Below are 25060 nucleotides of genomic sequence, written 5' to 3'. Positions count from 1 at the left end.
CTCCCCGGCCACGAAGACAGCGGTACCCGCTGTGAGGAGGACGCCGACGGCGACCATGATCCAGTCGCCGGTCATCTCGTGCTCCGGAGGGAATTCGGGGGGTCTGGATTCTTCCAGGGTTTTCGGTGGGGGTATCGCTCGATCATCGTGAGTTAGATCGTAGCGGGAACGCTCCGGAAGGGCCGCGCCCGTCAACCACCAGGGCCGGGACACGCAGTCAGGCCGTTATCAGGGTCTTATCAGGTAGGTACGGGCATGATTGACCTATGTCATCTGGTATCCCCCAGCCGTCTGGGACCCCGCAGCAGCCCGGTCCGGCCTCGGCCGCAGCCTCGACCGGTCAGCAGAGCGCGACCGTGCTCGTAGTGGAGGACGAGCCGACGATCGCAACGGCCATCGCCCAGCGATTGTCCGCCGAGGGCTGGCGGGTCGAGGTCGCGCGCGACGGCCTGTCCGGCGTCGACGCCGCCTCGCGGCTGCGGCCCGACCTCGTGGTGCTCGACGTGATGCTTCCCGGCATCGACGGGCTCGAGGTCACGCGCCGCATCCAGGCCGAGCACCCCACGCCGATCCTCATGCTCACCGCGCGGGACGACGAGACCGACATGCTGGTCGGCCTCGGTGTCGGCGCGGACGACTACATGACCAAGCCGTTCTCGATGCGCGAGCTCGTGGCCCGGATCAAGGCTCTCCTGCGCCGCGTGGACCGGGCGGCGCAGGCCGCTGCCACGACTCCCGCCGACCCGCCCATGATGATGGGCGACGTCACGGTGGACCGCGCCCAGCGCCGCGTCTACCGCGGCGGCGAGGAGGTCCACCTGACCCCCACCGAGTTCGAGCTGCTCGTCATGCTCGCCGGGTCCCCGAAGACCGTGCTCACCCGCGAGCGCCTGCTCGCCGAGGTCTGGGACTGGGCGGACGCCAGCGGCACGCGCACGGTGGACTCCCACATCAAGGCGCTGCGCCGCAAGCTCGGTCCGGACCTGATCCGTACCGTGCACGGCGTCGGGTACGCGTTCGAGCCGCCCGCCAACCCGTGACGCGGGTGTTCCGATGAGACCGCACGTGCCCCGTGTCCCCGACGTGCGGCCGCTGGACCCGTTGCGCTCGCTCAAGATCAAGCTCGGTGTGCTGGTCGCGGCCACCGTCACCGCCGCGGTGCTCATCACGTGGCTCGGTCTGCAGGCGTCCCTGGGGCCGAGCCGCACCTTCCCGCTGGCGATCATCCTGTCGCTGCTCGTCACCCAGATCCTGGCCCGCGGCATGACGTCGCCGCTGCGGGAGATCACCGAGGCGGTCCAGGCCATGGCCGACGGCGACTACACGCGGCGGGTGCGCGCGACGAGCAGCGACGAGGTCGGGCAGCTCGCGCACGCGTTCAACCGGATGGCCGAGGACCTGGCCTCGGTGGAGCAGACGCGCCGCGACCTGATCGCGAACGTGTCGCACGAGCTGCGTACGCCGGTCGCCGCACTCAAGGCACAGCTGGAGAACATGGTCGACGGCGTCGTGCAGCCCACGCCGTCCGCGCTGGAGCAGGCGCACGCCCAGACGGAGCGGCTGACCCGGCTCGTCACCTATCTGCTGGACCTCTCGCGGATCGAGGCCGGAGCCTCGGCGCTGAACGTCGGCAAGATCGCCGTGGGCGACTTCCTCGAGGACTGCGCGGAGGACCTCTCGATGGTCGATGCCGCGAAGGACCTCCACTACGTGGTCGACGTGACGCCCGAGGACCTCTCCATCGAGGGTGACGCCGAACGCCTCCACCAGGTGGTCATGAACCTGCTGCAGAACGCGATCAGGCACTCGCCGCCGGGCGGCGTCGTGCGGCTGGACGCGTATCCCGTGGACGGCACGGAGGGAGCCGACGTCGTGCTCGAGGTGAGCGACGAGGGTCCCGGTATCGCCGCGGCGGACCGCGAGCGGATCTTCCAGCGGTTCGTCCGCGGCACCGGGTCGACGGCGGACCGGTCCGACGGCCGCGGACGGAACGGCTCCTCGGGCGACTCGTTCGGCGACACCGCCGGCACCACGGTGGGCAGCACGGCCGGCGGGACGGTCGGGTCGAGCGGCGGGACCGGGATCGGCCTGGCCATCGTCCGCTGGGCGGTCGAGCTGCACGGCGGTCACGTCCAGGTGGTCGACTCCGACCGGGGCGCGACGATGCGCGTCACCCTCCCCGCCCGGGCACACCCGGCACCCGGTGTCTCGACCACCCACACGGACTGAGAAACGCAGAAGCCTAGGGCCGCGGACGGTCGGAGCGTGAGACGGAGTCCCGTGATTTCTGTCACACGCGCCAAAGATTGTCCGTCCCGGGACGAAGCCTCGTAACGCCGCTTTGGGGACTTCGAGGCCCAACGTTGCCCGCGTTTTGCTCTGGGTGCGAGAAACATGACGAACCAACTTCTTTGGCGCCACCGCGCCCCGCGGGCCCCTCGCCGCCAAGCCCACCGCGGGCCCAGAAGGGCCTACCCTTGGAAGGTCCGAAAACATTCGGGCTGTGCGCGCCGCGACGTGGCGCGCGACGAACGCAACTGTGGTGAAGGTGGGCGATCCGCGCGTGTCCCCTAAGGCTGGTTCAGAGTCGATCAGCGTGGCGAGCTCGTCATTCGGAGCCAACGAATGGCTTGTCGACGAGCTCTACCAGCAGTACCTCAAGGACAAGAACGCGGTAGACCCCGCGTGGTGGGACTTCTTCGCCGACTACACCCCTGGCGAGAACGGTTCCACCAAGGACGGCGCCCAGGCGGCAGCCCCGAAGGCTCCGGCCGACGCGGCCCCTGCCGACGCGGCTCCATCCGACGCGGGTGCGGCCCAGGCGAGCCCGGCGTCCGCCCCGGCGGCCCCTGCCTCGGCTCCTGCCCGGCAGACAGCCACTCCCGTGACGGGCGGCACCGCCGCCTCGGAGGCGGCGCAGAAGGTGCGCAAGAAGCGGCTGCCGGCTGACCCGAAGGTGAACCCGGCGAACCCGATCGCCACCCCGCCCACCACGCACTACGCGGACACGTTCGAGCGCCCCGTGGCGCACCCGGACGCCGTCGACGACGTCCAGAAGCTGCGCGGCCCCGCCGCCCGGGTGGTCACGAACATGGAGGCCTCGCTCGAGGTCCCCACCGCCACCTCGGTGCGCGCCGTGCCCGCCAAGCTGATGGTCGACAACCGCATCGTCATCAACAACCACCTCAAGCGTGGTCGCGGCGGCAAGATCTCGTTCACGCACCTCATCGGCTTCGCGCTGGTGGAGGCGCTGGCCGACATGCCCGTCATGAACGCGCACTACGAGCCGGTGGACGGCAAGCCCGGCGTGAACCAGCCCGCGCACGTGGGCTTCGGCCTCGCGATCGACCTGGCCAAGCCGGACGGCTCGCGCCAGCTGCTGGTGCCGAGCATCAAGAAGGCCGAGGAGCTCGACTTCGCCGAGTTCTGGGCGGCCTACGAGGAGCTGGTCCGCAAGGCCCGCGGCGGCAAGCTCGGCGTTCCCGACTTCCAGGGCACGACGATCTCGCTGACCAACCCGGGCGGCATCGGCACCGTGCACTCGGTTCCGCGCCTGATGCAGGGCCAGGGCACCATCGTCGGCGTCGGCGCCATGGACTACCCGGCGGAGTTCGCCGGCGCGTCCGAGGAACAGCTCGCCCGGATGGGCATCTCGAAGGTCATGACGATCACGTCGACCTACGACCACCGCATCATCCAGGGCGCGCAGTCCGGCGAGTTCCTCAAGATCATCTCCGAGAAGCTGCTCGGCCTGGACGGCTTCTACGACCGCGTCTTCGCGGCGCTGCGCATCCCGTACGAGCCCGTCCGCTGGGTCCGTGACAACACGGTCGACGCCGAGGTCGAGGCCGCCAAGCCGGCCAAGATCGCCGAGGTCATCCAGTCGTACCGCTCGCGCGGACACCTCATGGCGGACACCGACCCGCTCGCGTACCGCCAGCGCAAGCACCCGGACCTGGACATCCAGAACCACGGCCTCACGCTGTGGGACCTGGACCGCACCTTCCCGACGGCGGGCTTCGGCCCCAAGTCCAAGGCGACGCTGCGCGACGTCCTCGGCCTGCTGCGCGACTCGTACTGCCGCACCATCGGCATCGAGTACATGCACATCGCCGACCCGGCACAGCGCAAGTGGCTCCAGGAGCGCCTCGAGGCGGGCTACGCCAAGACGCCGCGTGAGGACCAGCTCCGCATCCTGCGCCGGCTCAACTCCGCCGAGGCGTTCGAGACGTTCCTGCAGACCAAGTTCGTCGGGCAGAAGCGCTTCTCGCTGGAGGGCGGCGAGTCGCTGATCCCGCTGCTCGACGCGATCCTGTCGCGCGCGGCGGAGGGCGGGCTCGACGAGGTCGGCATCGGCATGGCCCACCGTGGCCGCCTGAACGTGCTGGCGAACATCGCGGGTAAGAGCTACGGCCAGATCTTCAAGGAGTTCGAGGGCCAGCTCGACCCGAAGAGCGTCCAGGGCTCCGGTGACGTGAAGTACCACCTCGGCACCGAGGGCACGTTCACGTCGGAGTCCGGCGCCACCACGCGCGTCTACCTCGCGGCCAACCCGTCGCACCTCGAGGCCGTGGACCCCGTGCTCGAGGGCATCGTGCGCGCCAAGCAGGACCGCATCGACCTCGGTGGCGACGGGTTCTCCGTGCTGCCGATCCTCGTGCACGGCGACGCGGCCTTCGCGGGCCAGGGCGTGGTGCCCGAGGTGCTGAACCTGTCGCAGCTGCGCGGGTACCGCACCGGCGGCACCATCCACGTGGTCGTGAACAACCAGGTGGGCTTCACCACCGGTCCGACGGCGTCCCGCTCGACCACGTACGCGACCGACGTCGCCAAGGGCTACCAGGTCCCGGTGTTCCACGTGAACGGCGACGACCCCGAGGCCGTGGTGCGGACCGCCGAGCTCGCCTTCGCGTTCCGCGAGCAGTTCGGCCAGGACGTCATCATCGACCTCATCTGCTACCGCCGCCGCGGTCACAACGAGGGCGACGACCCGTCGATGACGCAGCCGCTCATGTACAACCTCATCGAGACCAAGCGCTCGGTGCGCAAGCTCTACACCGAGAACCTGGTCGCCCGCGGCGACATCACCGTGGAAGAGGCCGAGAGCGCGCTGCAGGACTACCAGGCGCAGCTCGAGCGGGTCTTCACCGAGACCAAGTCGGGCTTCACCCCGGCGCCGCAGACCGAGCAGATCGCGGGCCTGGAGCGCCCCGAGTCCCAGCGTGAGGACGCCGGGACGATGGTGGGCTGGCAGACGGCGATCTCGCACGAGATGCTGCAGCGGGTCGGCGACGTGCACACCACGCCGCCGGAGGGCTTCACGATCCACCCGAAGCTCGCGCAGATGCTCGAGAAGCGCCAGCTCATGGCGAAGGAAGGCGGCATCGACTGGGGCTTCGGCGAGCTCGTGGCCTTCGGCTCGCTGCTCGTGGAGGGCACCCCGGTGCGCCTCGCCGGCCAGGACTCGCGCCGCGGCACGTTCGTGCAGCGCCACGCCGTGCTGCACGACCGGGAGACCGGCGCCGAGTGGACCCCGCTGCTGTACCTGTCGGGCGACCAGGCCAAGTTCTGGGTCTACGACTCCTCGCTGTCGGAGTACGCGGCACTCGGTTTCGAGTACGGCTACTCGGTGGAGCGTCCGGACGCCCTGGTGCTCTGGGAGGCGCAGTTCGGCGACTTCGTCAACGGCGCCCAGACCGTGATCGACGAGTTCATCTCGTCCGCGGAGCAGAAGTGGGGGCAGTCGTCGTCGGTGGTCATGCTGCTGCCGCACGGCTACGAGGGCCAGGGGCCGGACCACTCGTCGGCACGGATCGAGCGGTTCCTGCAGCTCGGTGCGGAGAACAACCTGACGATCGCGCAGCCGTCCACGCCGGCGTCGTACTTCCACCTGCTGCGTCGTCAGGCCTACGCCCGCCCGCGCCGTCCGCTGGTCGTGTTCACGCCGAAGCAGCTGCTGCGCCTCAAGGCCGCGGCGTCCTCGGTCGAGGACTTCACCTCGGGCACGTTCCAGGAGATCATCACCGACCCGACGGCGGATCCCGCCAAGGTCGACCGCGTGCTCCTGTGCACCGGCCGGGTGTACTACGACCTGCTCGCCGAGCGCGCCAAGCGCGGTGACGAGGGCGTGGCCATCGTCCGCCTGGAGCAGCTCTACCCGTTCCCGGAGGCTCAGTTTCGCGAGGAGGTCGCCAAGTACGGTGACGCCGAGCTGGTCTGGGTCCAGGACGAGCCGCAGAACCAGGGTGCGTGGGGCTTCGTCCACCTGGCGCTGCCGATGGACGTGCCGTACGTCAAGGTGGTCTCCCGCCCAGCGTCGGCATCGACGGCGGCCGGTACCGCCAAGCTGCACCAGGCCCAGCAGAAGACGCTCCTGGAGCAGGCCTTCACGCGAGGCTGACCGCATGACCGCACGATGAGGCGGGCGTCCCTTCGGGAGATGCCCGCCTCTCGTACGTTCCCGGGCCGACGCCGCTCGTCGCGCCGTACGCTGGCGAGATGACAGACGCAGTCATGAAGGACCTGGTCATCGACGCCACCGACGGCGCGACGCTGGCGGCGTTCTGGTCGGCGGCCCTGGGCCTCCGGTCGAGGCCGGCCGGCGACTCGGCGGCCGACTTCGTGCTCGAGGACGACGTCCCGGAGCACACGGTCTGGATCAACCAGGTCCCCGAAGCCCGCACCGTGAAGCAGCGGGTGCACCTGGACCTGCACGCGACCGTCGACGAGCTCCGTGCGCTCGGCGCCACGGCGGACGCCCAGCAGGAGAGCTGGACCGTCATGCGCGACCCCGAGGGCGGTGAGCTCTGCGCGTTCCCGCGCCAGGCGGCGACCGTGGGTCCGTACCGTCTCTACGCGCTGGTCGTGGACGCCGCGGACCCGGCGGCGGTGAGCGCTTGGTGGGGAGAGCGGTTGGGCCTGGAGGCGAAGCGGTACCCCGATCGGCCGTGGTACCGGCTGGAACCCGGTGACGGGCTGCCCTGGCTGATGCTCTTCATCCCGGTCCCCGAGCCCAAGACGGTGAAGAACCGCATCCACTGGGACGTGTGGGGCGAGACCGGGAGGCTTCTCGACGCCGGTGCCACCCTCGTCACCGGGCAGGCGGACTCCCCCGACCCCCAGGTGTCCTGGGACGTGCTCGCCGATCCCGAGGGCAACGAGTTCTGCGTGTTCCGCCCGGAGCGGTGACGGCCAGGGCAGCCCGCCGGTGACACGAGCAGGGGCGGGCCGGTGCTCCCGGCCCGCCCCTGCTCCGTCACTCGTGGTGGTTCACCACTTGTCGTGGACGTGCTCCTTGATCATCTCGTCGTAGATCTCGCGGACGCCGGACATGAACAGCGGGCCCAGCGTCCCAGCGTCGCCCGCCGCCGCGTTGGCACGGGCCTGCTCGACGTTGCGCGCCCCGGGGATCACCGACGAGACGCCCGGCCGCTGCCACGCCCAGGCGATCGCGGCCTGGGCGGGGGTCAGGCTGTCGCCGACCCGGTCCCTGGCCAGCTCGGTGAAGCGGGCGGCCGCCTCCAGGCCCACCTCGTAGGGCACGCCGGAGAACGTCTCGCCGACGTCGAACGCCGCGCCGTCCCGGTTGAACGTGCGGTGGTCGTTCTCCGCGAACACCGTGTCCTTCGTGTACCGCCCGGAGAGCAGTCCGGACGCGAGCGGCACGCGCGCGATGATGCCGACACCCGCGGCAGAGGCGGCGGGCAGCACCTCGTCGAGCGGCTTGAGGCGGAACGCGTTGAGGATGATCTGCACCGTCGCCACGTTGGGCCGTGCGATGGCCTCGAGCGCCTCCGTGGTCTTCTCGACGCTCACGCCGTACGCGGCGATCGCGCCGTCGGACACCAGCTGGTCGAGCGCGTCGAAGACGGCGTCCGAGGAGTAGACCGGCGTGGGCGGGCAGTGGAGCTGCACGAGGTCCAGCCGGTCCACGCCGAGGTTGCGCCGGGACCGGTCGGTCCACTCGCGGAAGTGCTCCAGCACGTAGTTCTCCGGCACCTGGTCCGCCCGACGCCCCATCTTCGTGGCGACGGTGATCCCCGAGTCCGGGTGGTCCTTCAGGAAGGATCCGATCGCCTGCTCGCTGCGGCCGTCGCCGTAGACGTCCGCGGTGTCGAAGAAGGTCACCCCGGCCTCGAGCGAGGCCTCGAGGACGGCACGGGCGTCGCTCTCGCTGACCTCACCCCAGTCAGCACCGAGCTGCCAGGTGCCCAGGCCCACAGCCGACACGAGCCGACCGGTCCGTCCGAGTACCTGCTGTTCCATCGTTCCTCCTACTGCTGGGGCAGGCCGACAAGACCTGCGCGGACCCGTCATCAGGTCCTGTTCGTAGCGGGGTCGTTCGCGGATGACACAACTCGACCCCCTAGTCTGCTGTCTCACGCTACGTGGCGCAGGCGGAAATTGCCCTACGGTTACGGTGTGAGTGTGACGACAGAAATTCCTCCCGTTGCTGCGGCCAGGCCCCATCCTTCCGGGGACCAGTTCCGGATCAGCCACGAAGGCCACCGGGCGACGGTCACCCAGGTGGGTGCGGCGCTGAGAGAGTACTCGGTGGACGGACGCGACGTGGTGGTCCCGTTCGGCGCGGACGAGATCTGCCCGGTGTTCAACTGCGCCGTCCTGATCCCGTGGCCGAACCGGCTCCGTGACGGCTCCTACGAGTACGGCGGGGAGACGCACCAGCTGCCGGTGACCGAGCCCGCGCGCAACACCGCGCTGCACGGGCTCGCGGCATGGGACCGCTGGTCGGTGCTCGAGCACACCGGCTCCGCCGTGACGCTCGAGCTCGAGCTCGTCGCCCGCCCGGGCTACCCGTTCCAGCTGCTCGCGCAGATCCGCTACGCCCTGTCCGACGCCGGTCTGGAGGTCACCCTCGACGTCACGAACATCGGTGCGACCACCGCGCCCTACGGGTGCGGGTTCCACCCGTGGCTGTCCACGGGCGGCGCGGACCTCGACGAGTGCACGGTCCGGCTCGACGCCGCGACCCGCGTCACGACCGACGAGCGGCTGCTGCCGACCGGCACCGAGCCGGCGTCGGGCACCTACGACCTGCGGGAGCCGCGCAGCGCGGCCGGCCTGGACCTGGACGACGCGTACGTCGACGTCGTCCGCGACGGCGACGGCCTCTCCTGGGCGCACCTGACCGCCCCCGACGGCCGCACGTCCGCGGTCTGGATGGACGAGTCGCAGGACGTCTGGCAGATCTGCACCGGTGACCACATCGCGCCGGACCGCCGGCGGATGGGCCTCGCCGCCGAGCCGATGACCTGCGTGGCCGACGCGTTCCGCACCCGTGAGCGGCTCGTCCACCTCGCCCCGGGCGAGCGGCACGGCGTCCGCTGGGGGATGACCCTGCTCTGACGGCACCGCTCAGAGGTCTCTGGTTCTGACGTGGGCGCACAGGCGTCGGCGCGTTGTCACCGATCGGCCACGGTCCGTGCACCACAATGGGGAACCGGCCGTCCGCCAGGCTGCCGGGAACAGGCAAGGAGAGTCCGTTGCAGGATCGCGAGGTGCGCATCTGCGTCGTCGGTGACGAGCTGGCCACGGGTGTCGGAGACGCTCGTGCGCTGGGCTGGACCGGTCGCGTCGTCGCGCGCACCCATTTCTCCCGGCCCGCCATGCTCTTCACCCTCGCCGTGCCCGGCGAGACCAGCACGCAGCTCGGCGCCCGCTGGGAGGCGGAGACGGCCGCGCGGTTCGGCTCGGACTCCGAGGTCGAGAACCGCCTGGTGGTGGCTCTGGGGCGGCACGACGTCGCCTCCGGGCTCACGGTCGCGCGCTCGCGCCTGAACCTGGCGAACATCCTCGACGTCGCGGACGCGAACCGGACGGCCACGTTCGTCGTCGGGCCGCCGCCCGGGATGCCCGCCGAGGGTGACCGGATCGCCGAGCTGTCCGACGCGTTCGCCGACGTCGCGAGCCGGCGCCGGGTGCCGTACGTCGACACGTACACGCCGCTGGCCCAGCACGAGCAGTGGCTCGCCGACCTGGCACAGAGCGGCGGCGTCTACCCCGGCCAGGCCGGTTACGGGCTGATGGCGTGGCTCGTGCTGCACACCGGCTGGCATGCCTGGCTGGGCCTCCCCCAGGACGAGGTCGCCTGAGCCGGAGGTGCAGCGGAGGGTGTGGGCCGAGGAACGAGGCACGCGCCCGGAGTGGAACCGCAGGGCGTCACCCCCTGCCCACACGTGGGTCGAGCCTGTCGAGACCGAGGTCTCGACAGGCTCGACCGGCGAAGGGGCGAGGTCAGCCGCGGGTGATCGTGGCCGTACCCGAGACCGTGTTGGTCGAGATGTACGCCGCAGCCCCCGGCTCCGCGTGGTCGACGACGACGGTGCGCTGCGCGCTGGACGTCGCCTGTGCCCCGTCGATCATCACCTTGCCCGTGACGCTGCGGGCCCGGAGGTTCACCGGGGAGCCGGCGTCGAGCTGGACCGCGGCCGGGCCGGAGACCGTCTTGGCGTTGACGAGCGGCGTGGTGCCGATCGCGGTGACGTCCACTGCGCCGGACACCGTCTGGACGGACACCCGACCCAGGGCGCCCACCACGGACACCGTGCCCGAGACGGTCGAGACCGCGACGTCACCCGCGTGCTCGGCGACGGTCACCGCTCCCGTGCCCGACTTCGTGGTCACGGAACCGGTGGTGCCGGTCACGGTGATCGCGCCGCCGGCGGTCTTCACGTTGACCCCAGACTGCGAGCCGGTCACCACCACCTCGGCCCCGACCGTCGCGACGTCGACCACGGACGTGGCGGGCACGGTCACCCGCACCACCGCGGCGTCCTGGTCCTTGAGCCCGCGGAAGCGGTCCACGAAGCCCTCGAGCCCGGGGAAGTCGTAGGCGACCCGGAGGTTGCCGTGCTCGGCGAGGATCTGCAGCGGACGCGCCGAGACCTCGAGAACTTCGACGAGGGCGCCGGACGTGCGGTTCGGGTCTGCCACGATCTCCGCGCGACCGTTGGTCAGACGGACGATCAGGGTCGAGGCGCCGCCTACCTCGATGGTCTGCGGGGCGGCCACGCTCCAGGACTCGGTGGTCATCGCTGTGCTCCGTTCGTTGGGGACGTTGCTGGGTGGTTCAGGGATGGCTTCATGGGTACCCGCACAGGGAGCGGGCATCACTCTGGTTCGGTGCGGTCTGCACGACCCGGCGGAGAGGTCGTGCTGTGCGGCAGCGTCCCACGGATCGCGGACCGTGCCGAGTCGAGGACGGTACGGAGTGTCTCCACGGTCAGCGCCGACACCGTACCGGCGACGTCGGCCTCGCGCAGGTCGGCCAGGACGTCGTTGCGGAACCGCTGCAGGACCGCCTCGGCGTCGTGCCGCAGCGAGTTGGACTGCGTGCGACGTGGGTCGGGCGCCGTGCCCGGCCGCGGCCGCGTGCGGACCTCCTGCGCGGCGGCGGCGAGCTCCGCGCGCAGGCCGCGCATCGTGTCGCGGACGTCCGCCCGCACCTCGTCCGCCAGGCTGCGCACCGTCTCGGCCACGCTGCGCTCGAGACGCTTGACGTCCTCGAAGCGGGCGTCGATCTCCGCGCGGCCGGCCGGGGTCAGCTCATAGGTGGCCTTGCGGCCCGTTCCCGGTGAGCCGGGCTCGCCCGGTACCGAACGGCGCACCAGACCCTCCTCCTCGAGCCGGGCGAGGCGCGGGTAGATGGTGCCGGCGCTGGGGCGGTAGGTGCCGCCGAAGCGCCGGGTGAGCTCGGTGATGAGCTCGTACCCGTGCCGGGGCCCGTCCAGGAGCAGCACCAGGAGGTACAGGCGCAGCTCCCCGTGGGCGAACACCGGGGGCACTACAGCTCCACGGGCGACTGGTCCGCGGGCACCGCACCGGCCGGCTCGTCCGCGACGGCGGCATCCTGCGGCCCGCCGATCACCGTGACGTCACCCGAGACCCCGGTCACCCGCAGGTGCATGGCGCCCGGGCCTGCCGTCCGGTCGCCGCCGGTGACCTTCGAGCCGCCACCACCGGTGAACTGCAGGCCGCCCAGCGTCACGCGCCCGCTGACGCTCTGCACCGACACCTCGACTGCCCGCTCGTCCGGCACCCGCAGGAGCATGTTCCCGGAGACGGTGTTGACCCGGACGGAACGCGGCTGGGTCACCAGGTCGAACGTCACGTCGCCCGAGACCGAGGACGACACGACGGAGTCGGCGGAGGCGCTCACCACGACGTCGGCGGAGACGGTGTTGCTCGTGACGTCACCGACGTGGTCGCGCACCGTCACCTCGCCGGAGACGGTGTTCAGCTTGAGGTCGCCGGCCGTACGCGAGACCAGCAGGGACCCGGAGACGGTGGATGCCGACGCGCCCGCCGTCGTGCCGGCGAGAAGTCCCTCACCGCGGACCGTGCCGAGCCGCACCGTGGTGCCGGCCGGGACCGCCACGTGGATGTCCGCGCGAGCCTTGCCGCCGAAGTCCGCGAACCGCTTCACGAACGAGCCCCAGCCCGACAGGCCGCTCTCGTGCTCGATCACCAGGCGGCCGTCCACGAGGCGCACCTCGAGGGACCTGCCCTCGACGGAGTGCACCTCCACCCGGGCCACCGGCTCGTCGTGCGCCACGATGTCGAGGCGGCCGTCGACGACGTGGGCGTCGACCGTGGTCACGCCCTCGAGCTCGATGGTCTGTGGACCGGTGACGGTCCAGCTGTCTGCGCTCATGGCTTCCTCCGGTGCTCGTGGCTGGACTTCGGGCGCTCGCTGCGGGACACGATATATCGCGTTGACCTCAGACACGATATATCGCGTTCTACGACCGGGCAACCCCTTGACCGCGGCGGCACGATCCCGGACGAACGGACAAGCCCACGATCTGTGGGATCATGGAGCCATTCATTCCGTCACCTGTCAGGAGACACCCATGAGCAAGCGCGGTCGCAAGCGCCGTAGCCGCAAGGGCTCGGCTGCCAACCACGGCAAGCGTCCCAACGCCTGAGCAGGCTCATCCGTCCGTCAGGACCGTGAGCCGCCCAGCGGGGCACACGAAAGGGCCGGAACCCATCGGGTCCCGGCCCTTCGTCATGCCCGCCTGCCTCAGACCGGCACCGTCAGCCGGACGTCGTCACTCGGCGACGGTCATGACCGTCAGCTGCTCGTGGATACGCACGCGCAGCGTCTCCGGCGCCCGTTCGCTGCAGGAGCGGCGCACCAGCTGCTTCACGAGGTCCTCGACGCTCAGCTCCGCCAGGCACGGCGAGCAGTGGGCGACGTGCGCGCGCATGCGCTGCTCGTCCTCCGGCGTCATCTCGGAGTCCAGGTACTCGTACAGGTGCTTCAGTGCGTGCTGGCACTCCGACTCACCCGCCGTGTCGTGCGGGATCGGTTCGATGTTGTTCACTGCGCACCTCCGGGCGCCTGGCTGACGAGTCCTCGCTGGGCGGCATAGTCGGCGAGGAGCTCACGCAGCTGCCGTCGTCCGCGGTGGAGCCGGGACATCACGGTCCCGATCGGAGTTCCCATGATCTCCGCGATCTCCTTGTAGGGGAAGCCCTCGACGTCGGCGTAGTACACGACCATCCGACGGTCCTCCGGGAGCTCGGCGAGCGCCCGCTTCACATCACTGTCCGGCAGCCGGTCCAGCGCCTCGGCCTCGGCCGAGCGCAGGCCGCGCGAGGTGTGCGACGCGGCGCGCGCGATCTGCCAGTCCTCGACGTCCTCCGCCTGGGACTGCTGCGGCTCCCGCTGCTTCTTGCGGTAGCTGTTGATGAAGGTGTTCGTGAGGATGCGGTACAGCCAGGCCTTCAGGTTGGTGCCCGGCCGGTACTGGTGGAACGCCGCGAACGCCTTGGCGAACGTCTCCTGCACCAGGTCCTCGGCGTCAGCGGGGTTGCGCGTCATGCGCAGCGCCGCGGAGTACAGCTGGTCGAGGTACTGGAGCGCGTCCCGCTCGAAGCGCGCGGCGCGGGCCGTCGCGTCCTCCTCCTGCGGGGAGCGCTCGGTACCCTCGTCGGCGCTGCCCTCGCCGGTGGTTCCGGGCCTGGTCACAGCGCTGGGCTCAGTGGTGCTCTCGGCCGCGGTCTCTTCCGTGGTACCGACAACACCCTCGCTCGCGTTGTTGTCGGGGCGCGCCCCGGCATCGGTGCCGATCTCGTCAGCACCCGTGTTCTGCTCGCGGGAAGTGTCAGTCATCGCACTTGAGCCTAGCCGCGTCGGCCACCCGGTGTTCGCCAGGGCCGCCGACAGAGCGTCCGCGTTGGACTTCGCCGTCGCCAGGACCGCGTCCACACCGGTGTCGAGGAGGTGTGCCGGGACCGCTCCGAACATGACGGGCGCAGGCTGCGCGCCCGCCGTCGGGCCTGCGGTCGCACCCACCACCGCGCCGGCGGACCCGCTGGTCACCATGCTGGTCGCTGAATCTGTCACCGTGTCGATCACCCTGCTCTTCACCGGATCCTTCTCGAGGCATCGCTCCACGACGGGTTCAACCCGCACTCCCGACGTCGAATTCCCGGTGTGGCACGGACCATTGCTCAGGTCCCCACCACACGGTGCACCGGAACAGGATCCCGTACCGCCATCCTGCTGCGTTCGCCGCCCTCATCTGCCAAGGTGGAGGCATGCTGCTTCGACACATCGCGCGACCCCTTCTGGCCTCCTCGTTCATCTACGACGGCGTGCAGGCTGCCCGGAACCCGAGCGAGCACGTGGCCGCGGCCAAGACCGGGTCCACCCTCGCCACCCAGGCGCTGGGCGCCGAGCCGCTCAGCGAGAAGCAGGTGACCACGCTCGTCCGGGCGCACGGCATCGCCACCGCCACCGCGGGCACCCTGCTCGCGCTGGGCAAGGCGCCGCGGGCGTCCGCCCTGGCGCTGGCGCTGCTCACGCTGCCGCTCGCCGTGGTGAACCAGCCCTTCACCGCCCCCAAGGAGGAGCGTCCCCTCCGCACGGACCGGTTCCTGCACACCCTCGCCTCCGTGGGCGCCGCTCTTATCGCAGGCGCCGACCTCGAGGGCCGGCCCGGACTGTCGTGGCGTGTCCAGCAGGCTCGTACCGCCCGCGCGGAGGCGAAGGCAGCCCGCGCCGAGGCCTGAGCCACTCGGCTCGGCCGCGCCGGCCGACCGGGCGCCCCGCGTCCGAACCGGCGTCTGGCACGAGCCGCTGCTCCGGCGCGGTCCGCGATAATCTCGGCACATGACTTCCTCTACCACCGCGCCCGCACCGACATGGGAGGCGCCGCTCGCCGGCGCCCCGCTGGACGCGACGGTCGAGATACCCGGCAGCAAGTCGCTCACCAACCGGCTCCTGGTGCTCGCCGCGCTCGCGGACGGACCCGGCACCCTGCGCGGCGCCCTGCGCAGCCGGGACGCCGACCTCATGATCAGCGCGCTGCGCGCCCTGGGCGCGCGCATCGAGGAGGGCGACCACCCCAGCACGCTCCACGTGACGCCCGGCCCCGTCACCGGCGACACCGACGTCGACACCGGCCTGGCCGGCACCGTCATGCGGTTCCTGCCCCCGTTCGCGGCGCTCGCCGACGGACCGGTCCGGTTCGACGGCGACCCCGAGGCCCGCGTCCGGCCGATGCTCCCCGTCCTCGCGGCGCTGCGCACCCTCGGGATCATGGTGCACGACCCCGCGGGCGGCTCTGACCCCGCGGTGCTGCCGAGCCACCTTCCGTTCACCGTGGAGGGCCGGGGCAGCGTGCCGGGCGGCGCCGTCGACGTCGACGCCTCGAAATCCTCGCAGTTCGTCTCCGGGCTCCTGCTCGCCGCGGCCCGCTTCGAGCGCGGCCTCACCCTGCGACACATCGGCGCCACGCTGCCGAGCCTGCCGCACATCGAGATGACGGTCGCCACCCTGCGCGACGTCGGCGTGGTGGTCGACGACTCCCGCGACGGCATGTGGGACGTCTCCCCCGGGCCCATCGCGGCCCGCGACGTCCGCGTCGAGCCCGACCTGTCCAACGCGGCGCCGTTCCTCGCCTCCGCGCTCGTGGCGGGCGGCACCGTGCGCATCCCGGGCTGGCCGACCCTGACCACGCAGCCCGGCGCCATGGTCCCCGAGCTGCTGGAGCGGATGGGCGGCAGCTACACCCTGGCCGACGGGGTCCTCTCCGTGACGGGGACGGGCGAGGTGCACGGCATCGACGTCGACCTGCGCGCCGCCGGCGAGCTCGCGCCCACGTTCGCCGCGCTGGCCGCGCTGGCGGACTCCCCCTCCAGGCTGCGCGGGATCGCACACCTGCGGGGCCACGAGACCGACCGGCTGTCGGCGCTCGCCCGCGAGATCACGCGGCTCGGTGGGCGGGCCGAGGAGACCCGCGACGGCCTGGTGATCACACCCCGGCCGTTGCACGGCGACGTCGTGCGCACGTACGCCGACCATCGCATGGCGACGTCCGCCGCGCTGCTCGGGCTGCGTGTGCCGGGGGTGCTGGTGGAGAACGTCGGCACGACGGCGAAGACTCTGCCCGACTTCACGGGCATGTGGCTCGGCATGCTCGGTGCGGCTGCCTGATGGGCGTCTGCTGATGGGGCCCGCCTGATGGGCCGCCGTGACATCGACGAGTCGGACTTCCGTTCCCGCCCGTCCAAGCGCGGCTCGCGCCCCCGGACCAAGCAGCGCCCCGAGCACTCGGACGCCGTGACCGGCCTGGTCACCGGTGTGGACCGCGGGCGGTACACGCTCCTGGTCAAGGATCCCGACGACAGCGGCGACGGCACGTCCGGCGAGAAGATCGTGACCGCCATGAAGGCCCGGGAGCTGACCCGCACCCGGGTGGTCGTGGGCGACCGGGTGGACGTCGTGGGCGACGTGTCGGGTGGCGACGGCTCTCTCGCGCGCATCGTGCGCATCCAGGAGCGCACCTCGACGCTGCGCCGCACCGCTGACGACACCGACCCGTACGAGCGGATCGTCGTCGCCAACGCGGACCAGCTGGTCATCGTCACGGCGCTGGCCCAGCCCGAGCCGCGGACCGGCATGATCGACCGCTGCGTCGTCGCCGCCTACGACGCCGGCATGTCGGTGCTCCTCTGCCTGACGAAGGCCGACCTGGCCTCCCCCGACGAGCTGCGCGCGCTCTACGAGCCGCTCGGTGTCGAGGTCGTCGTGACCCAGCGCGCGCCGTCGGACGACGAGACCGACGGCGCGAACAGCGCCGGCCAGACGGCCGGCGGCATGGTCCTGGTGCCCGAGTCCGTCGAGGAGGTCCGCGAGCGGCTGCGGGGCCTGGTCTCGGTTCTGGTGGGCCACTCAGGGGTCGGCAAGTCGACGCTGATCAACGCCCTGGTGCCGGCCGCCAAGCGCGCGACCGGCGTGGTCAACGACGTGACGGGCCGGGGCCGGCACACGTCGACCTCCGCGGTGGCCCTGCCATTGCCCGTCGCGGTCACGGAGGGCTCATCCGCCGATGCCTTCGACGGCTGGGTGATCGACACCCCGGGCGTGCGCTCGTTCGGTCTCGCCCACGTCGAGGTGTCCCATCTGCTGCGGGCGTTCGACGACCTCGACGAGGTGGCCCAGGAGTGCCCGCGGGGCTGCACCCACCTTGCCGACGCCCCGGACTGCGCGCTCGACGACTGGATCGAGGCCTCCCCGGAGGACGAGCGACCGGCCCGCGCGGCCCGGCTCACGTCGTTCCGCCGTCTGCTCGCGTCCCGGACGGGTTCGGACGCCTGACCGTGACCGGCAGATCGCGCTACGGCGCGGTGGACGTGCAGTACCTGGACGACGGCGGGGCACGGGCAGCGCTGGTCGTCGCCGACGACGCCGCGTTCACCTCGCTGGTGGAGGAACGCACGGTGCTCGTCGAGCAGGTGGCGGCGTACCGACCAGGACGGTTCTTCGAGCGCGAGCTGCCGGCGCTGGAACAGGTCCTGGCCGGCGTCGCCCCCGTGGACCTGCTGATCGTCGACGGGTACGTGGACCTCGACCCGACAGGGAGCCCCGGCCTCGGCGCTCACGTCGCCGGCGCCGGGCTCGCCCCCGTCGTCCTCGGTGTCGCCAAGACCCGGTTCCGCACCGCGACACATGCCGCCGAGGTGCTGCGCGGGCAGTCGGCACGGCCGCTGTACGTCACGGCGTCCGGCATGGCTGTCGACGCCGCGGCGGACCTGGTGCAGCGCATGGCCGGAAACGCACGGTTCCCCGATGCGCTGCGCCGCGTGGACCGGCTGGCACGCGGGGCCGTGCCGGACTAGCGGCGCGGCGGACCGGGCTCACGGCTGGAGGAACATCCAGCGGTGACCCTCCACGTCCTCCGCCCGGTACAGGCGGCCGTAGGGTGCCTCCTCGATCCCGGAGAGCAGGCCGGCACCGGCCGCCTGCGCACGGGCGAAGTGGGCGTCGATGTCGGCCACACGGACCAGCACGCCGTCGATCACCCAGGGCGTCGACAGCCACGCGTCCGCCGCGGTGCAGTGCTTGCGGTGGGCCGTCGGCCCCTCGTACGACGCGAGCTCGGACAGCATCACGCGGCCGCCACCGGCATCGAGCTCGCCGTGGGAGAGGTGGCCGTCGTCGTCCAGCCAGCGTTCCGCCTCGGTGAAGCCGAAGGCTTCGATGAGCCAGTCCATGGCGGTGACACCGTCCTGGTAGGACAGCATGGGAATGACCGCGGGTTCGGGAACGGCTGTGGGTTCGGGCATGACAGACCTCCTCGCTCTCGAACAAATGTACGAGTAATTCGAAGATCTGTCGAGCGAAGATCTGTCGAGCGAAGATCGGAGGGAGTGCTCGGCCTACACGACCTGGAAACCGAACAGCTCCACGGCCCACGGGTCCAGCCGACCGGCGGACGGGCCGCCGTCCTCGGCCCCGTCGCCGCTGAACCCGAAGAACTCCTCCAGCGCGCGGTCCCCCAGCACCAGCGGGTGGAACGGGAACGGATACCCGGTGCCGGCCGGCGCCGGGTGCTCGCCCGCCCAGAACGGCTCTTCGAAGGCGAGCCGCTCCCCGGTGTCCTCAAGGACGCCGTCGTCGGGCGACAGGCTCAGCGAGCGCACCAGAGCGCCGTCCCGCCACACCGCGAAGGCGAACCAGTCCACCGCGCTGTGCATCGCGTGCAGGTACAGGGTGCGGCCCAGGCTCGCGTCGACCAGGTGCGCCGGCAGCTGCGAGGGCCGGTCGAGCATGAGCGCCTGGTCGCACAGGACGTCCACCGCCGGCGTCGACAGCGCGCACGCCCTCCCCTGGGGCGGGAACACCGCGTCGCCGAGCTCCCACGGTTCCTCGCCGTCCGGCTGGATCCGCGCGGGTGGCCACAGCAGACCCAGCAGCTCGGCCGCGCCCGCCTCGTCCGCGAACTCCGCCGCTTCCGTCAGACCTTCCGCCACATCGCCGTCCGCGTACACCAGCATGGCTGTCTTCGCTCCCACAGATCCCCCATCGTCGCTCGCCGCAAGGCTAGCCAGACCCTACCCACGCGCATCCCGAGCAGCGGATGAACTTCGGCCGCCGCGACCCTCAGGTGGCCGCCGTGCGGCAAGGACCTGTCGCCGCCGTTGCCGCATGACCGCCTGATCAGCGGCAGACTGGGCACATGCGCATCTACGTGCCCGCCACGCTCGACGAGCTCGACGCCGTCACCCATTCCTCCGACGCCGCGCGCTGGACCGTCGCCCCGCGCCGGGCGCACGCCGTCACGAAGGACCTTGAGACCACCCTGCCGGACGAGGACGCCGAGGGCCTCGAGTACGTGGCGGCGCTGAACGCCGCCGACGACTCCCTCGCGCTGATCGCCGGCCGCCCCGACGCCCCGCACCAGCGCGTCGTCGTCACGGTCGAGGTGCCGGACGCGGTGGTCAGCCCGGCCCCGGTCAGCGGGGCGTCCGGCGGCGCGGACGACGACGAGGTGGTCGCCTCCGAGATCGAGGTCACCAGTACCGTCGAGAACGTGCGGATCGTCTGCGTGCACGTCGACGAGCTGGAGGCGGCGGCCGACATCGCCGACGTCCTCGCGGCAGCGGACGAGGAGAGCGACGCGGAGGAGACGGCGGACGTCGGCGCGGAGTCGGAGACGGCGCTCGACGCGGCGCTCCAGCGGGTCACCGACCGGGACCTGCTCTGGTACGACTGGAGCGAGATCAAGGACGTGCCGCGGGGTTGAGGGCTCGACAGGCTCGACCAGCGGGTCGCCGGTCAGGCCAGGTAGTCGAGCGCTTTCTCGTGCAGCTTGCCGTTCGTGGCGATCGCGTTGCCGCCCCACGGCCCGGGCTTGCCGTCGAGCGACGTGAACGTGCCACCCGCCTCGGTGACGATCGGCACCAGGGCGGCCATGTCGTACACCTCGAGCTCGGGCTCGGCGGCGATGTCGACGGCGCCGTCCGCCACGAGCATGTACGACCAGAAGTCGCCGTACCCGCGGGTGCGCGCGCAGGCGCGGGTCAGGTTGAGGAAGCCGTCGAGCGAGCCGCGCTCCTCCCAGCCGCCGAGGGACGCGTAGCTGAACGAGGCGTCGGCGACCTTGGACACCCCGGAGACGGACATGCGTGTCGCGGCCGCGAGCGACTTGCCGGTCCACGCGCCGGAACCCTTGGCCGCCCACCAGCGCCGGCCCAGCGCCGGAGCGCTGACCAGGCCCACGACCACCTCGTCGCCGTCGGCCAGGGCGATCAGTGTGGCCCACACGGGGACGCCGCGCACGAAGTTCTTGGTGCCGTCGATCGGGTCGACGATCCAGCGGCGCGCGCCGTTGCCGGCGGCGCCGTACTCCTCGCCGACTATCGCGTCGCGGGTGCGCGCACGGGCGAGCTGCCCGCGGATGAAGTCCTCGGCCGCGCGGTCGGCGTCGGTCACCGGCGTCAGGTCGGGCTTGGTCTCGACCTTGAGGTCCAGTGCCTTGAACCGAGACATGGTGATGGAATCGACCTGGTCGGCGATCACGTGCGCCAGACGTAGGTCGTCGGCGTAGTTGTCCTTCGTCATGGCAGCCACGGGCACAACCTAGCGCCGGATGCCACGTCTCCGCCGCCCAGCCGCGCCGGTGCGGCCGATCGTTACCCAGGAGACCTCCAGGGTCGACCGTCAGACCGCCGCGGGTACCAGTTCCCGGACCCGGCCCGCGAGCCCCACGAACGCCGCCCGCGCCGGGGAGCTCGGCGCGCACTCGGCGAGCACCCGCCCGGCCAGCAGGGCGGCGTCCAGGCCGGTGGGGTCGTCGGGCACGAGGTGCACGTCGTCGACCCCCGCGTACCGGGCGAGCGCGTCGCGGACCTGGGACTCGGCCCGCCGCCCGACGGCGGAGTCGCGCACCCGGTTCACCACCACGAGACGCGCGGCGGGCACCGGCACCGCGGCGTCACGGAGGTCCTCGAGGCCGCGCACCAGGCGCTGCAGGCCCACCGGATCCGCCCCGCCGACCACCACGACGACGTCCGCGGCCTGCAGGGCGCTCAGGGTCGCGCCGTTGCGCTGCGGCGCGCGCGTGTCGTACGTCAGGAGCTCGTCGGTCTCGAGGACCGGTCCGCAGTCGACGACCGTCCAGGCCGCGAGCTCGCGGCACCGCTGGAACACCATGTCCAGCGAGGCGGCGGGCAGCTCCGGCCAGCGGGACGCGCGGGTGATGCCGGTCAGCACGCGCACACCCGGCAGCACCACCGGGCTGTGCCCGGCCAGCGTCACGACGTCGAGCACACCCTGCCCTGCGGCACGGGCGGCCGCGGCGAGCCCCGGCGCGTCGTCGAGCAGCCCGAGGCGGGAGGTCACGGACGACGCGTAGGTATCGGCGTCGGCGAGCACGACCGTGCGCGACCCGTTCGGCGGCGGCACGGGGCGCGACCGGCGCAGCAGGCCGGACCGACGCGGCTCCGCGGCACCCACCCCGGCGAGGGCCGCGGCGAGCTCGATGGCGGTGGTGGTGCGCCCCGGCGACCCGACGGGGCCCCACACGGCGATGAGGGTGCCTGGCCGGCCGTCGCGGTCGGGCACGGTGACCACGGGCGTCGCGGGCTCGGGTGCCTCGCCCCGGACCGCGGCGACGAGGTTCTCCACGTCGCCCTCGGCCACGACCACGTCGCACCCCAGTCCGGCGAGGCGCTCGGCGGATGTCGCCGGGTCCTCGAGCGCGACGACCCGCAGGCCCGCGCCGCGCAGCCGGGCGACCGCCTCGCGGTCCAGGCCGGGCAGGTCCCCCGAGACGACGGCGGCCGTCCCCGCTCCGGCCTCGGCCGCCGCCAGGAGCTCTGCCAGCTCCGCGCACCGGCGCGCCACGGTCACCTGTGGCTGTGCACCGAGCACGGTGACGGCGGCCGCCTCCACCTCCGGCGCGTGCACCGCCACCAGGACGGTGACCGTCCGCTCCTCGCTCATCGCAGGCCACCTCCGACCGGCACGACGGCGACCGTCCCGGCGTCCGACAGCGCGGCCAGTACGGTCGGGAGCGCGTCGGTCGGGACCAGGACGTGCAGGGTGACCGTGCCGTCCACGACGATCGCACCCTCCTCGGCATCGACCTGCTCGATGACGACCTCCTGCGCAAGCGTGGTCGGCTCCGGCTTGCCGGCGCCCGCACCGGGCGCGACCGGAGCGTCGGGCACGAACCACAGATCCACCACGGCGCCCGCCCGGATCCGGTCGGACAGTCCGGACGCGACGGGTACCGCGACCGACCGGACGTCGGCGTCGGCGCCGAGCGCGGTGAGCGGGACCAGCTCGCCGTCGTCCACGACGCGAAGCACCACGAGGTCCTCGGGCAGCGGCTCGTCCGCGGGCAGATAGCGCCCCGTGCCGGCGCCGAGCCGGACGTCGACGGGTCGGAGCGCGTCGGCGGTGAGGGGCTCCCCCGGTGTCAGGGCGCCGTCGGCGACGAACACCGGTACGGTGCGGCTCGCCGCCGACACCGCCCAGGAGCCGAGCGCCACCGACAGGGCGACGATGACGACACCGGTGAGCAGCCGCGGGTCACGCCACCGGGGACGGCGCAGCCGCGTGGCCACCGGCTCGGGGAGACCCTGGCCCATGCCTGGTGGCGCCGGGGCGGCCGGGGCATACGTCATCTCGGTCCTTCCGCGTACTTTCGTGGACTTTGGGTAGACCTTCGACTACAAGTTGAGGCGTCGATCTGGACACAATGGAGTGCAGCCCAGGCAGAGCGCCGGAACCATAGTGATCGAACGTCGCCGATCCGGCATCAGATAAACACTTCTTGTGGATAACCCCCTCATGTCGGTGTCTCGTGCCACACTGTTCCCATGGAAAAGCGCTTTCTCTCTCTGGCCGATGTGGTCGAGACCCTGAACATCTCGATGGCCCAGGGCTATGCACTGGTTCGGACCGGGGACCTTCCCGCCATCCAGGTGGGCCCCAAGAAGGTCTGGCGCGTCGAAGCCGCTGAGCTCGAGGCATACATCGAGCGCATGTACGCAAAGAGCCGCGAGCGGCTCAAGGGCTCTGCGACCACGGACGCCTGAAAGCCCTCAGCTGCATACCGACGGGACCGGCGCACTCCACGTGGAGTGACACCGGTCCCGCTCTCCGTTTGCGGTAATTACGTCCGATTCACGGCGCTTCGCTCACGACCAGCAAGGCCGAGAACGGGACGAGCACGGTTCCGCGATCATCGAGCACATCGACGTCCAGGTGATCCCGGCCGACCCGCGCGATCCGGCCACCCACGGTGCCGTTCAGCGTGCGCACAGTGACCCGTGCACGGTCCCGCTGCAGCGCCCGGAGCACCGGTCCCAGTCCGAGCGCGGCACGCCGCGACGTCGCCGGCGCCGCCTGACGAGCCAGCCCGTGCACAGCAGCCAGTGCGTCCAGCGGGACGAGGTGCTGGCACACCGGCTCGGGCCGGACACCCTGGACGAGCGCCCACTCGTCCGCCGCCTCCCGCACCACGCCGCGTAGCGGGGCACCTCCCAGCAGCTCGAGCGTGACCACTGCCCCGACAACGGCGCGGAACCGGTCCGCGAGCGTCATCGTCGCGTGCTCGGCGCGCGTCATCTCGGAGACCAGCGCGTCGGACTCGGCCGCCGACTGTGCACGAGCCTGCGCCTCGAGATCCCCGAAGAGCGCCTCCCAGCGAGTGGGACCGGCCGGGTACACGGATGCCATGAGGACACCCTGCGCTATCCACAGCCATCTCGCCCTCCGGTAGACACCCCGACGGCACCGAGGTTGAATATCGCCCACCGGATATCACCAAACGCCATCAACTACTTCTGATGCGGCCATCCTGTCCGGACCTCGACCATCGCAGGGGGAACCATGTCGAACAATGCCCTCAGTCACGCTCCGTCGGCCTACGCGGCCAAGAATCGTCAGCCGGTGGGCGACGCGCCGACCTGGCCGACGGTGCCCAGGGCTCACACGGAGTCGCCTGCACGCGCGGTGAGCGCCCGGCGTGGCGTGACCGGCCTGCTGACACTGGGCATCGCGTTCGCCGCGGCCGCCGCCGCGCTCGGCGCCCGCGCCTGGCAGATCGGCTCGGACCTCGGCGCGGCTCTCTTTCCGGTCGAGGGCATCGTCGAGCTCGCGGCGGTCGCCGTGGGGACGGTGGTGGCCGGGTGGGTCGGCCTGCACGCGCTCCTGGCCCTGGCGTGCGTCGCCGCTGGCCGACGGGGCCGACGCTGGGCGGCGGGAGAACGGACCCTCGCGACGCACGCACCGGCGTTCGTCCGCCGTCTCGCCCGCGCGGCCGCAGGCGCGGGGCTGGGCCTCGCTCTCGCTGTGCCGACGGCGATGGCAGCGCCGGACCGAACCACCGGGACGGGCCCGTCCGTGGACGGCGGCTCCTCCGTGGTGCTCGACCTCGGCTGGCAGCCGACGGCGCGCCAGACGGCGGACCAGGACCGGACGGGCAGCCGGGTGGCGGACGGGCCGGTCTCGTCGAGCCCACGGCCGAGACCCGAACGCTTGACGCTGGTCAACCGCGGCCAGCGCACCGGGACCGTGCGCGAGCCACTGGTCGTCGTCGAGCCCGGCGACACCCTCTGGGCTATCGCCGCGGGCCGGCTCGCTTCCGGACCTGGCGGCTCAGGCTCGTCCGACGCCGAGGTCGCCTCCGCCGTCACGCGATGGCACCAGGCCAACCGTCCTGTGCTGGGCGGGAACCCCGACCTGATCCGGCCCGGCACGGTGCTGCGGCAGCCCTGACCGGGCCTCGGCCGC

26 protein-coding genes are annotated in these 25060 nt (G+C 71.9%); 14 read left to right on the top strand and 12 right to left on the bottom strand.

Annotation, left to right across the window (positions count from 1 at the left end; genetic code table 11):
• Positions 1-266 precede the first annotated feature (266 nt).
• The 4 genes from LUU90_RS25860 to LUU90_RS25845 all read left to right on the top strand — a co-directional run bounded on the left by LUU90_RS25860 (position 267) and on the right by LUU90_RS25845 (position 7188).
• Complete coding sequence (locus LUU90_RS25860; RefSeq protein ID WP_275007179.1) at positions 267-1040, top strand: response regulator transcription factor; 774 nt, start codon at positions 267-269, stop codon at positions 1038-1040.
• 13 nt (positions 1041-1053) lie between these two features.
• Positions 1054-2229 carry a sensor histidine kinase gene (locus LUU90_RS25855; protein ID WP_275007178.1) on the top strand — a complete coding sequence of 392 codons (1176 nt, stop codon included), beginning with the start codon at positions 1054-1056 and terminating at the stop codon, positions 2227-2229.
• A gap of 334 nt (positions 2230-2563) precedes the next feature.
• A complete protein-coding gene (locus LUU90_RS25850; protein WP_425596304.1) occupies positions 2564-6400 on the top strand; it encodes a multifunctional oxoglutarate decarboxylase/oxoglutarate dehydrogenase thiamine pyrophosphate-binding subunit/dihydrolipoyllysine-residue succinyltransferase subunit in 3837 nt (1278 codons plus the stop codon).
• 98 nt (positions 6401-6498) lie between these two features.
• The gene (locus tag LUU90_RS25845; protein ID WP_275007173.1) at positions 6499-7188 is read left to right on the top strand and encodes a VOC family protein; all 690 of its coding nucleotides are present in this window, start codon (positions 6499-6501) and stop codon (positions 7186-7188) included.
• Between the two features lie 81 nt (positions 7189-7269).
• Here LUU90_RS25845 and LUU90_RS25840 read toward each other — a convergent pair whose 3' ends face one another.
• Positions 7270-8265, bottom strand: coding sequence for an aldo/keto reductase (locus tag LUU90_RS25840; RefSeq protein WP_275007172.1), 996 nt, complete (start codon positions 8263-8265; stop codon positions 7270-7272).
• Positions 8266-8421: 156 nt separating this feature from the next.
• Here LUU90_RS25840 and LUU90_RS25835 point away from each other — a divergent pair, with 156 nt between their 5' ends.
• Together LUU90_RS25835 and LUU90_RS25830 are read left to right on the top strand one after the other, a co-directional pair.
• The gene (locus tag LUU90_RS25835; RefSeq protein ID WP_275007171.1) at positions 8422-9366 is read left to right on the top strand and encodes an aldose 1-epimerase family protein; all 945 of its coding nucleotides are present in this window, start codon (positions 8422-8424) and stop codon (positions 9364-9366) included.
• A gap of 152 nt (positions 9367-9518) precedes the next feature.
• Positions 9519-10112, top strand: a complete 594-nt coding sequence (locus LUU90_RS25830; protein WP_425596305.1) for a GDSL-type esterase/lipase family protein — start codon at positions 9519-9521, stop codon at positions 10110-10112.
• A 142-nt stretch (positions 10113-10254) separates the two neighbouring features.
• Here the strand turns inward: LUU90_RS25830 and LUU90_RS25825 are convergent, their stop codons facing one another.
• From LUU90_RS25825 to LUU90_RS25815, 3 genes are all read right to left on the bottom strand, one after another.
• A complete protein-coding gene (locus tag LUU90_RS25825) occupies positions 10255-11052 on the bottom strand; it encodes a hypothetical protein (RefSeq protein ID WP_275007167.1) in 798 nt (265 codons plus the stop codon).
• Between the two features lie 77 nt (positions 11053-11129).
• Entirely contained in the window at positions 11130-11804 is a 675-nt protein-coding gene (locus LUU90_RS25820) for a PadR family transcriptional regulator (protein ID WP_275007165.1), read from the bottom strand.
• Complete coding sequence (locus LUU90_RS25815; protein ID WP_275007163.1) at positions 11804-12673, bottom strand: DUF4097 family beta strand repeat-containing protein; 870 nt, start codon at positions 12671-12673, stop codon at positions 11804-11806. The genes LUU90_RS25820 and LUU90_RS25815 overlap by 1 nt, the downstream gene beginning before the upstream one ends.
• Before the next feature lie 199 nt (positions 12674-12872).
• Between LUU90_RS25815 and LUU90_RS26540 the strand changes: the two genes are divergently transcribed.
• Positions 12873-12947 carry a 50S ribosomal protein bL37 gene (locus LUU90_RS26540; RefSeq protein ID WP_156968370.1) on the top strand — a complete coding sequence of 25 codons (75 nt, stop codon included), beginning with the start codon at positions 12873-12875 and terminating at the stop codon, positions 12945-12947.
• Between the two features lie 126 nt (positions 12948-13073).
• Here LUU90_RS26540 and rsrA read toward each other — a convergent pair whose 3' ends face one another.
• Positions 13074-13349, bottom strand: coding sequence for a mycothiol system anti-sigma-R factor (rsrA, locus tag LUU90_RS25810; RefSeq protein WP_275007161.1), 276 nt, complete (start codon positions 13347-13349; stop codon positions 13074-13076).
• The gene (locus tag LUU90_RS25805; protein ID WP_275007160.1) at positions 13346-14140 is read right to left on the bottom strand and encodes a sigma-70 family RNA polymerase sigma factor; all 795 of its coding nucleotides are present in this window, start codon (positions 14138-14140) and stop codon (positions 13346-13348) included. The genes rsrA and LUU90_RS25805 overlap by 4 nt, the downstream gene beginning before the upstream one ends.
• A gap of 428 nt (positions 14141-14568) precedes the next feature.
• Between LUU90_RS25805 and LUU90_RS25800 the strand changes: the two genes are divergently transcribed.
• The 4 genes from LUU90_RS25800 to LUU90_RS25785 all read left to right on the top strand — a co-directional run bounded on the left by LUU90_RS25800 (position 14569) and on the right by LUU90_RS25785 (position 18153).
• The gene (locus LUU90_RS25800) at positions 14569-15042 is read left to right on the top strand and encodes a DoxX family membrane protein (protein ID WP_275007158.1); all 474 of its coding nucleotides are present in this window, start codon (positions 14569-14571) and stop codon (positions 15040-15042) included.
• 100 nt (positions 15043-15142) lie between these two features.
• Positions 15143-16468 carry a 3-phosphoshikimate 1-carboxyvinyltransferase gene (aroA, locus tag LUU90_RS25795; RefSeq protein ID WP_275007156.1) on the top strand — a complete coding sequence of 442 codons (1326 nt, stop codon included), beginning with the start codon at positions 15143-15145 and terminating at the stop codon, positions 16466-16468.
• A gap of 27 nt (positions 16469-16495) precedes the next feature.
• Positions 16496-17632, top strand: a complete 1137-nt coding sequence (rsgA, locus tag LUU90_RS25790; RefSeq protein ID WP_275007154.1) for a ribosome small subunit-dependent GTPase A — start codon at positions 16496-16498, stop codon at positions 17630-17632.
• Positions 17633-17634: 2 nt separating this feature from the next.
• Positions 17635-18153 carry an endonuclease V gene (locus LUU90_RS25785; RefSeq protein WP_275007153.1) on the top strand — a complete coding sequence of 173 codons (519 nt, stop codon included), beginning with the start codon at positions 17635-17637 and terminating at the stop codon, positions 18151-18153.
• An 18-nt stretch (positions 18154-18171) separates the two neighbouring features.
• Here the strand turns inward: LUU90_RS25785 and LUU90_RS25780 are convergent, their stop codons facing one another.
• Both LUU90_RS25780 and LUU90_RS25775 read right to left on the bottom strand, forming a co-directional pair.
• Positions 18172-18600 (bottom strand): VOC family protein, encoded by a 429-nt coding sequence (locus tag LUU90_RS25780; protein WP_275007151.1) that lies wholly within the window; start codon positions 18598-18600, stop codon positions 18172-18174.
• A gap of 93 nt (positions 18601-18693) precedes the next feature.
• Positions 18694-19329 (bottom strand): DUF6928 family protein, encoded by a 636-nt coding sequence (locus tag LUU90_RS25775; RefSeq protein WP_275007150.1) that lies wholly within the window; start codon positions 19327-19329, stop codon positions 18694-18696.
• 164 nt (positions 19330-19493) lie between these two features.
• Here LUU90_RS25775 and LUU90_RS25770 point away from each other — a divergent pair, with 164 nt between their 5' ends.
• On the top strand, positions 19494-20060 hold the full coding sequence (locus LUU90_RS25770) for a DUF6912 family protein (RefSeq protein ID WP_275007148.1): 567 nt from the start codon (positions 19494-19496) through the stop codon (positions 20058-20060).
• A 32-nt stretch (positions 20061-20092) separates the two neighbouring features.
• On the opposite strand, the gene hisN is transcribed toward LUU90_RS25770, so the two are convergent.
• The 3 genes from hisN to LUU90_RS25755 form a co-directional block, all read right to left on the bottom strand.
• On the bottom strand, positions 20093-20878 hold the full coding sequence (hisN, locus tag LUU90_RS25765; protein ID WP_275007182.1) for a histidinol-phosphatase: 786 nt from the start codon (positions 20876-20878) through the stop codon (positions 20093-20095).
• 99 nt (positions 20879-20977) lie between these two features.
• A complete protein-coding gene (locus LUU90_RS25760; protein WP_275007146.1) occupies positions 20978-22261 on the bottom strand; it encodes a hypothetical protein in 1284 nt (427 codons plus the stop codon).
• On the bottom strand, positions 22258-22947 hold the full coding sequence (locus LUU90_RS25755; RefSeq protein ID WP_275007144.1) for a hypothetical protein: 690 nt from the start codon (positions 22945-22947) through the stop codon (positions 22258-22260). The genes LUU90_RS25760 and LUU90_RS25755 overlap by 4 nt, the downstream gene beginning before the upstream one ends.
• A 195-nt stretch (positions 22948-23142) precedes the next feature.
• Between LUU90_RS25755 and LUU90_RS25750 the strand changes: the two genes are divergently transcribed.
• Positions 23143-23361: a helix-turn-helix transcriptional regulator gene (locus LUU90_RS25750; protein WP_116673897.1), complete on the top strand. Its 219-nt coding sequence runs from the start codon at positions 23143-23145 to the stop codon at positions 23359-23361.
• Between the two features lie 88 nt (positions 23362-23449).
• Here the strand turns inward: LUU90_RS25750 and LUU90_RS25745 are convergent, their stop codons facing one another.
• Positions 23450-24004, bottom strand: coding sequence for a hypothetical protein (locus tag LUU90_RS25745; protein ID WP_275007143.1), 555 nt, complete (start codon positions 24002-24004; stop codon positions 23450-23452).
• A gap of 153 nt (positions 24005-24157) precedes the next feature.
• Here LUU90_RS25745 and LUU90_RS25740 point away from each other — a divergent pair, with 153 nt between their 5' ends.
• The gene (locus LUU90_RS25740; RefSeq protein WP_275007142.1) at positions 24158-25045 is read left to right on the top strand and encodes a hypothetical protein; all 888 of its coding nucleotides are present in this window, start codon (positions 24158-24160) and stop codon (positions 25043-25045) included.
• Positions 25046-25060 lie beyond the last annotated feature (15 nt).

This window comes from Promicromonospora iranensis (genome assembly GCF_028994775.1).
GTDB lineage: Bacteria > Actinomycetota > Actinomycetes > Actinomycetales > Cellulomonadaceae > Promicromonospora > Promicromonospora iranensis_A.
Note: the sequence above shows the minus strand (reverse complement) of the source record. Positions and strands in the feature narration are given on the sequence as shown.

Coding starts and splice junctions, on each gene's coding strand:
- LUU90_RS25860 (WP_275007179.1), top strand. CDS start 267: ATGTCATCTGGTATCCCCCAGCCGTCTGGGACCCCGCAGCAGCCCGGT.
- LUU90_RS25855 (WP_275007178.1), top strand. CDS start 1,054: ATGAGACCGCACGTGCCCCGTGTCCCCGACGTGCGGCCGCTGGACCCG.
- LUU90_RS25845 (WP_275007173.1), top strand. CDS start 6,499: ATGACAGACGCAGTCATGAAGGACCTGGTCATCGACGCCACCGACGGC.
- LUU90_RS25840 (WP_275007172.1), bottom strand. CDS start 8,265: ATGGAACAGCAGGTACTCGGACGGACCGGTCGGCTCGTGTCGGCTGTG.
- LUU90_RS25825 (WP_275007167.1), bottom strand. CDS start 11,052: ATGACCACCGAGTCCTGGAGCGTGGCCGCCCCGCAGACCATCGAGGTA.
- LUU90_RS25815 (WP_275007163.1), bottom strand. CDS start 12,673: ATGAGCGCAGACAGCTGGACCGTCACCGGTCCACAGACCATCGAGCTC.
- LUU90_RS25805 (WP_275007160.1), bottom strand. CDS start 14,140: ATGACTGACACTTCCCGCGAGCAGAACACGGGTGCTGACGAGATCGGC.
- LUU90_RS25800 (WP_275007158.1), top strand. CDS start 14,569: ATGCTGCTTCGACACATCGCGCGACCCCTTCTGGCCTCCTCGTTCATC.
- aroA (WP_275007156.1), top strand. CDS start 15,143: ATGACTTCCTCTACCACCGCGCCCGCACCGACATGGGAGGCGCCGCTC.
- rsgA (WP_275007154.1), top strand. CDS start 16,496: ATGGGCCGCCGTGACATCGACGAGTCGGACTTCCGTTCCCGCCCGTCC.
- LUU90_RS25780 (WP_275007151.1), bottom strand. CDS start 18,600: ATGCCCGAACCCACAGCCGTTCCCGAACCCGCGGTCATTCCCATGCTG.
- LUU90_RS25770 (WP_275007148.1), top strand. CDS start 19,494: ATGCGCATCTACGTGCCCGCCACGCTCGACGAGCTCGACGCCGTCACC.
- hisN (WP_275007182.1), bottom strand. CDS start 20,878: ATGACGAAGGACAACTACGCCGACGACCTACGTCTGGCGCACGTGATC.
- LUU90_RS25760 (WP_275007146.1), bottom strand. CDS start 22,261: ATGAGCGAGGAGCGGACGGTCACCGTCCTGGTGGCGGTGCACGCGCCG.
- LUU90_RS25755 (WP_275007144.1), bottom strand. CDS start 22,947: ATGACGTATGCCCCGGCCGCCCCGGCGCCACCAGGCATGGGCCAGGGT.
- LUU90_RS25750 (WP_116673897.1), top strand. CDS start 23,143: ATGGAAAAGCGCTTTCTCTCTCTGGCCGATGTGGTCGAGACCCTGAAC.
- LUU90_RS25745 (WP_275007143.1), bottom strand. CDS start 24,004: ATGGCATCCGTGTACCCGGCCGGTCCCACTCGCTGGGAGGCGCTCTTC.
- LUU90_RS25740 (WP_275007142.1), top strand. CDS start 24,158: ATGTCGAACAATGCCCTCAGTCACGCTCCGTCGGCCTACGCGGCCAAG.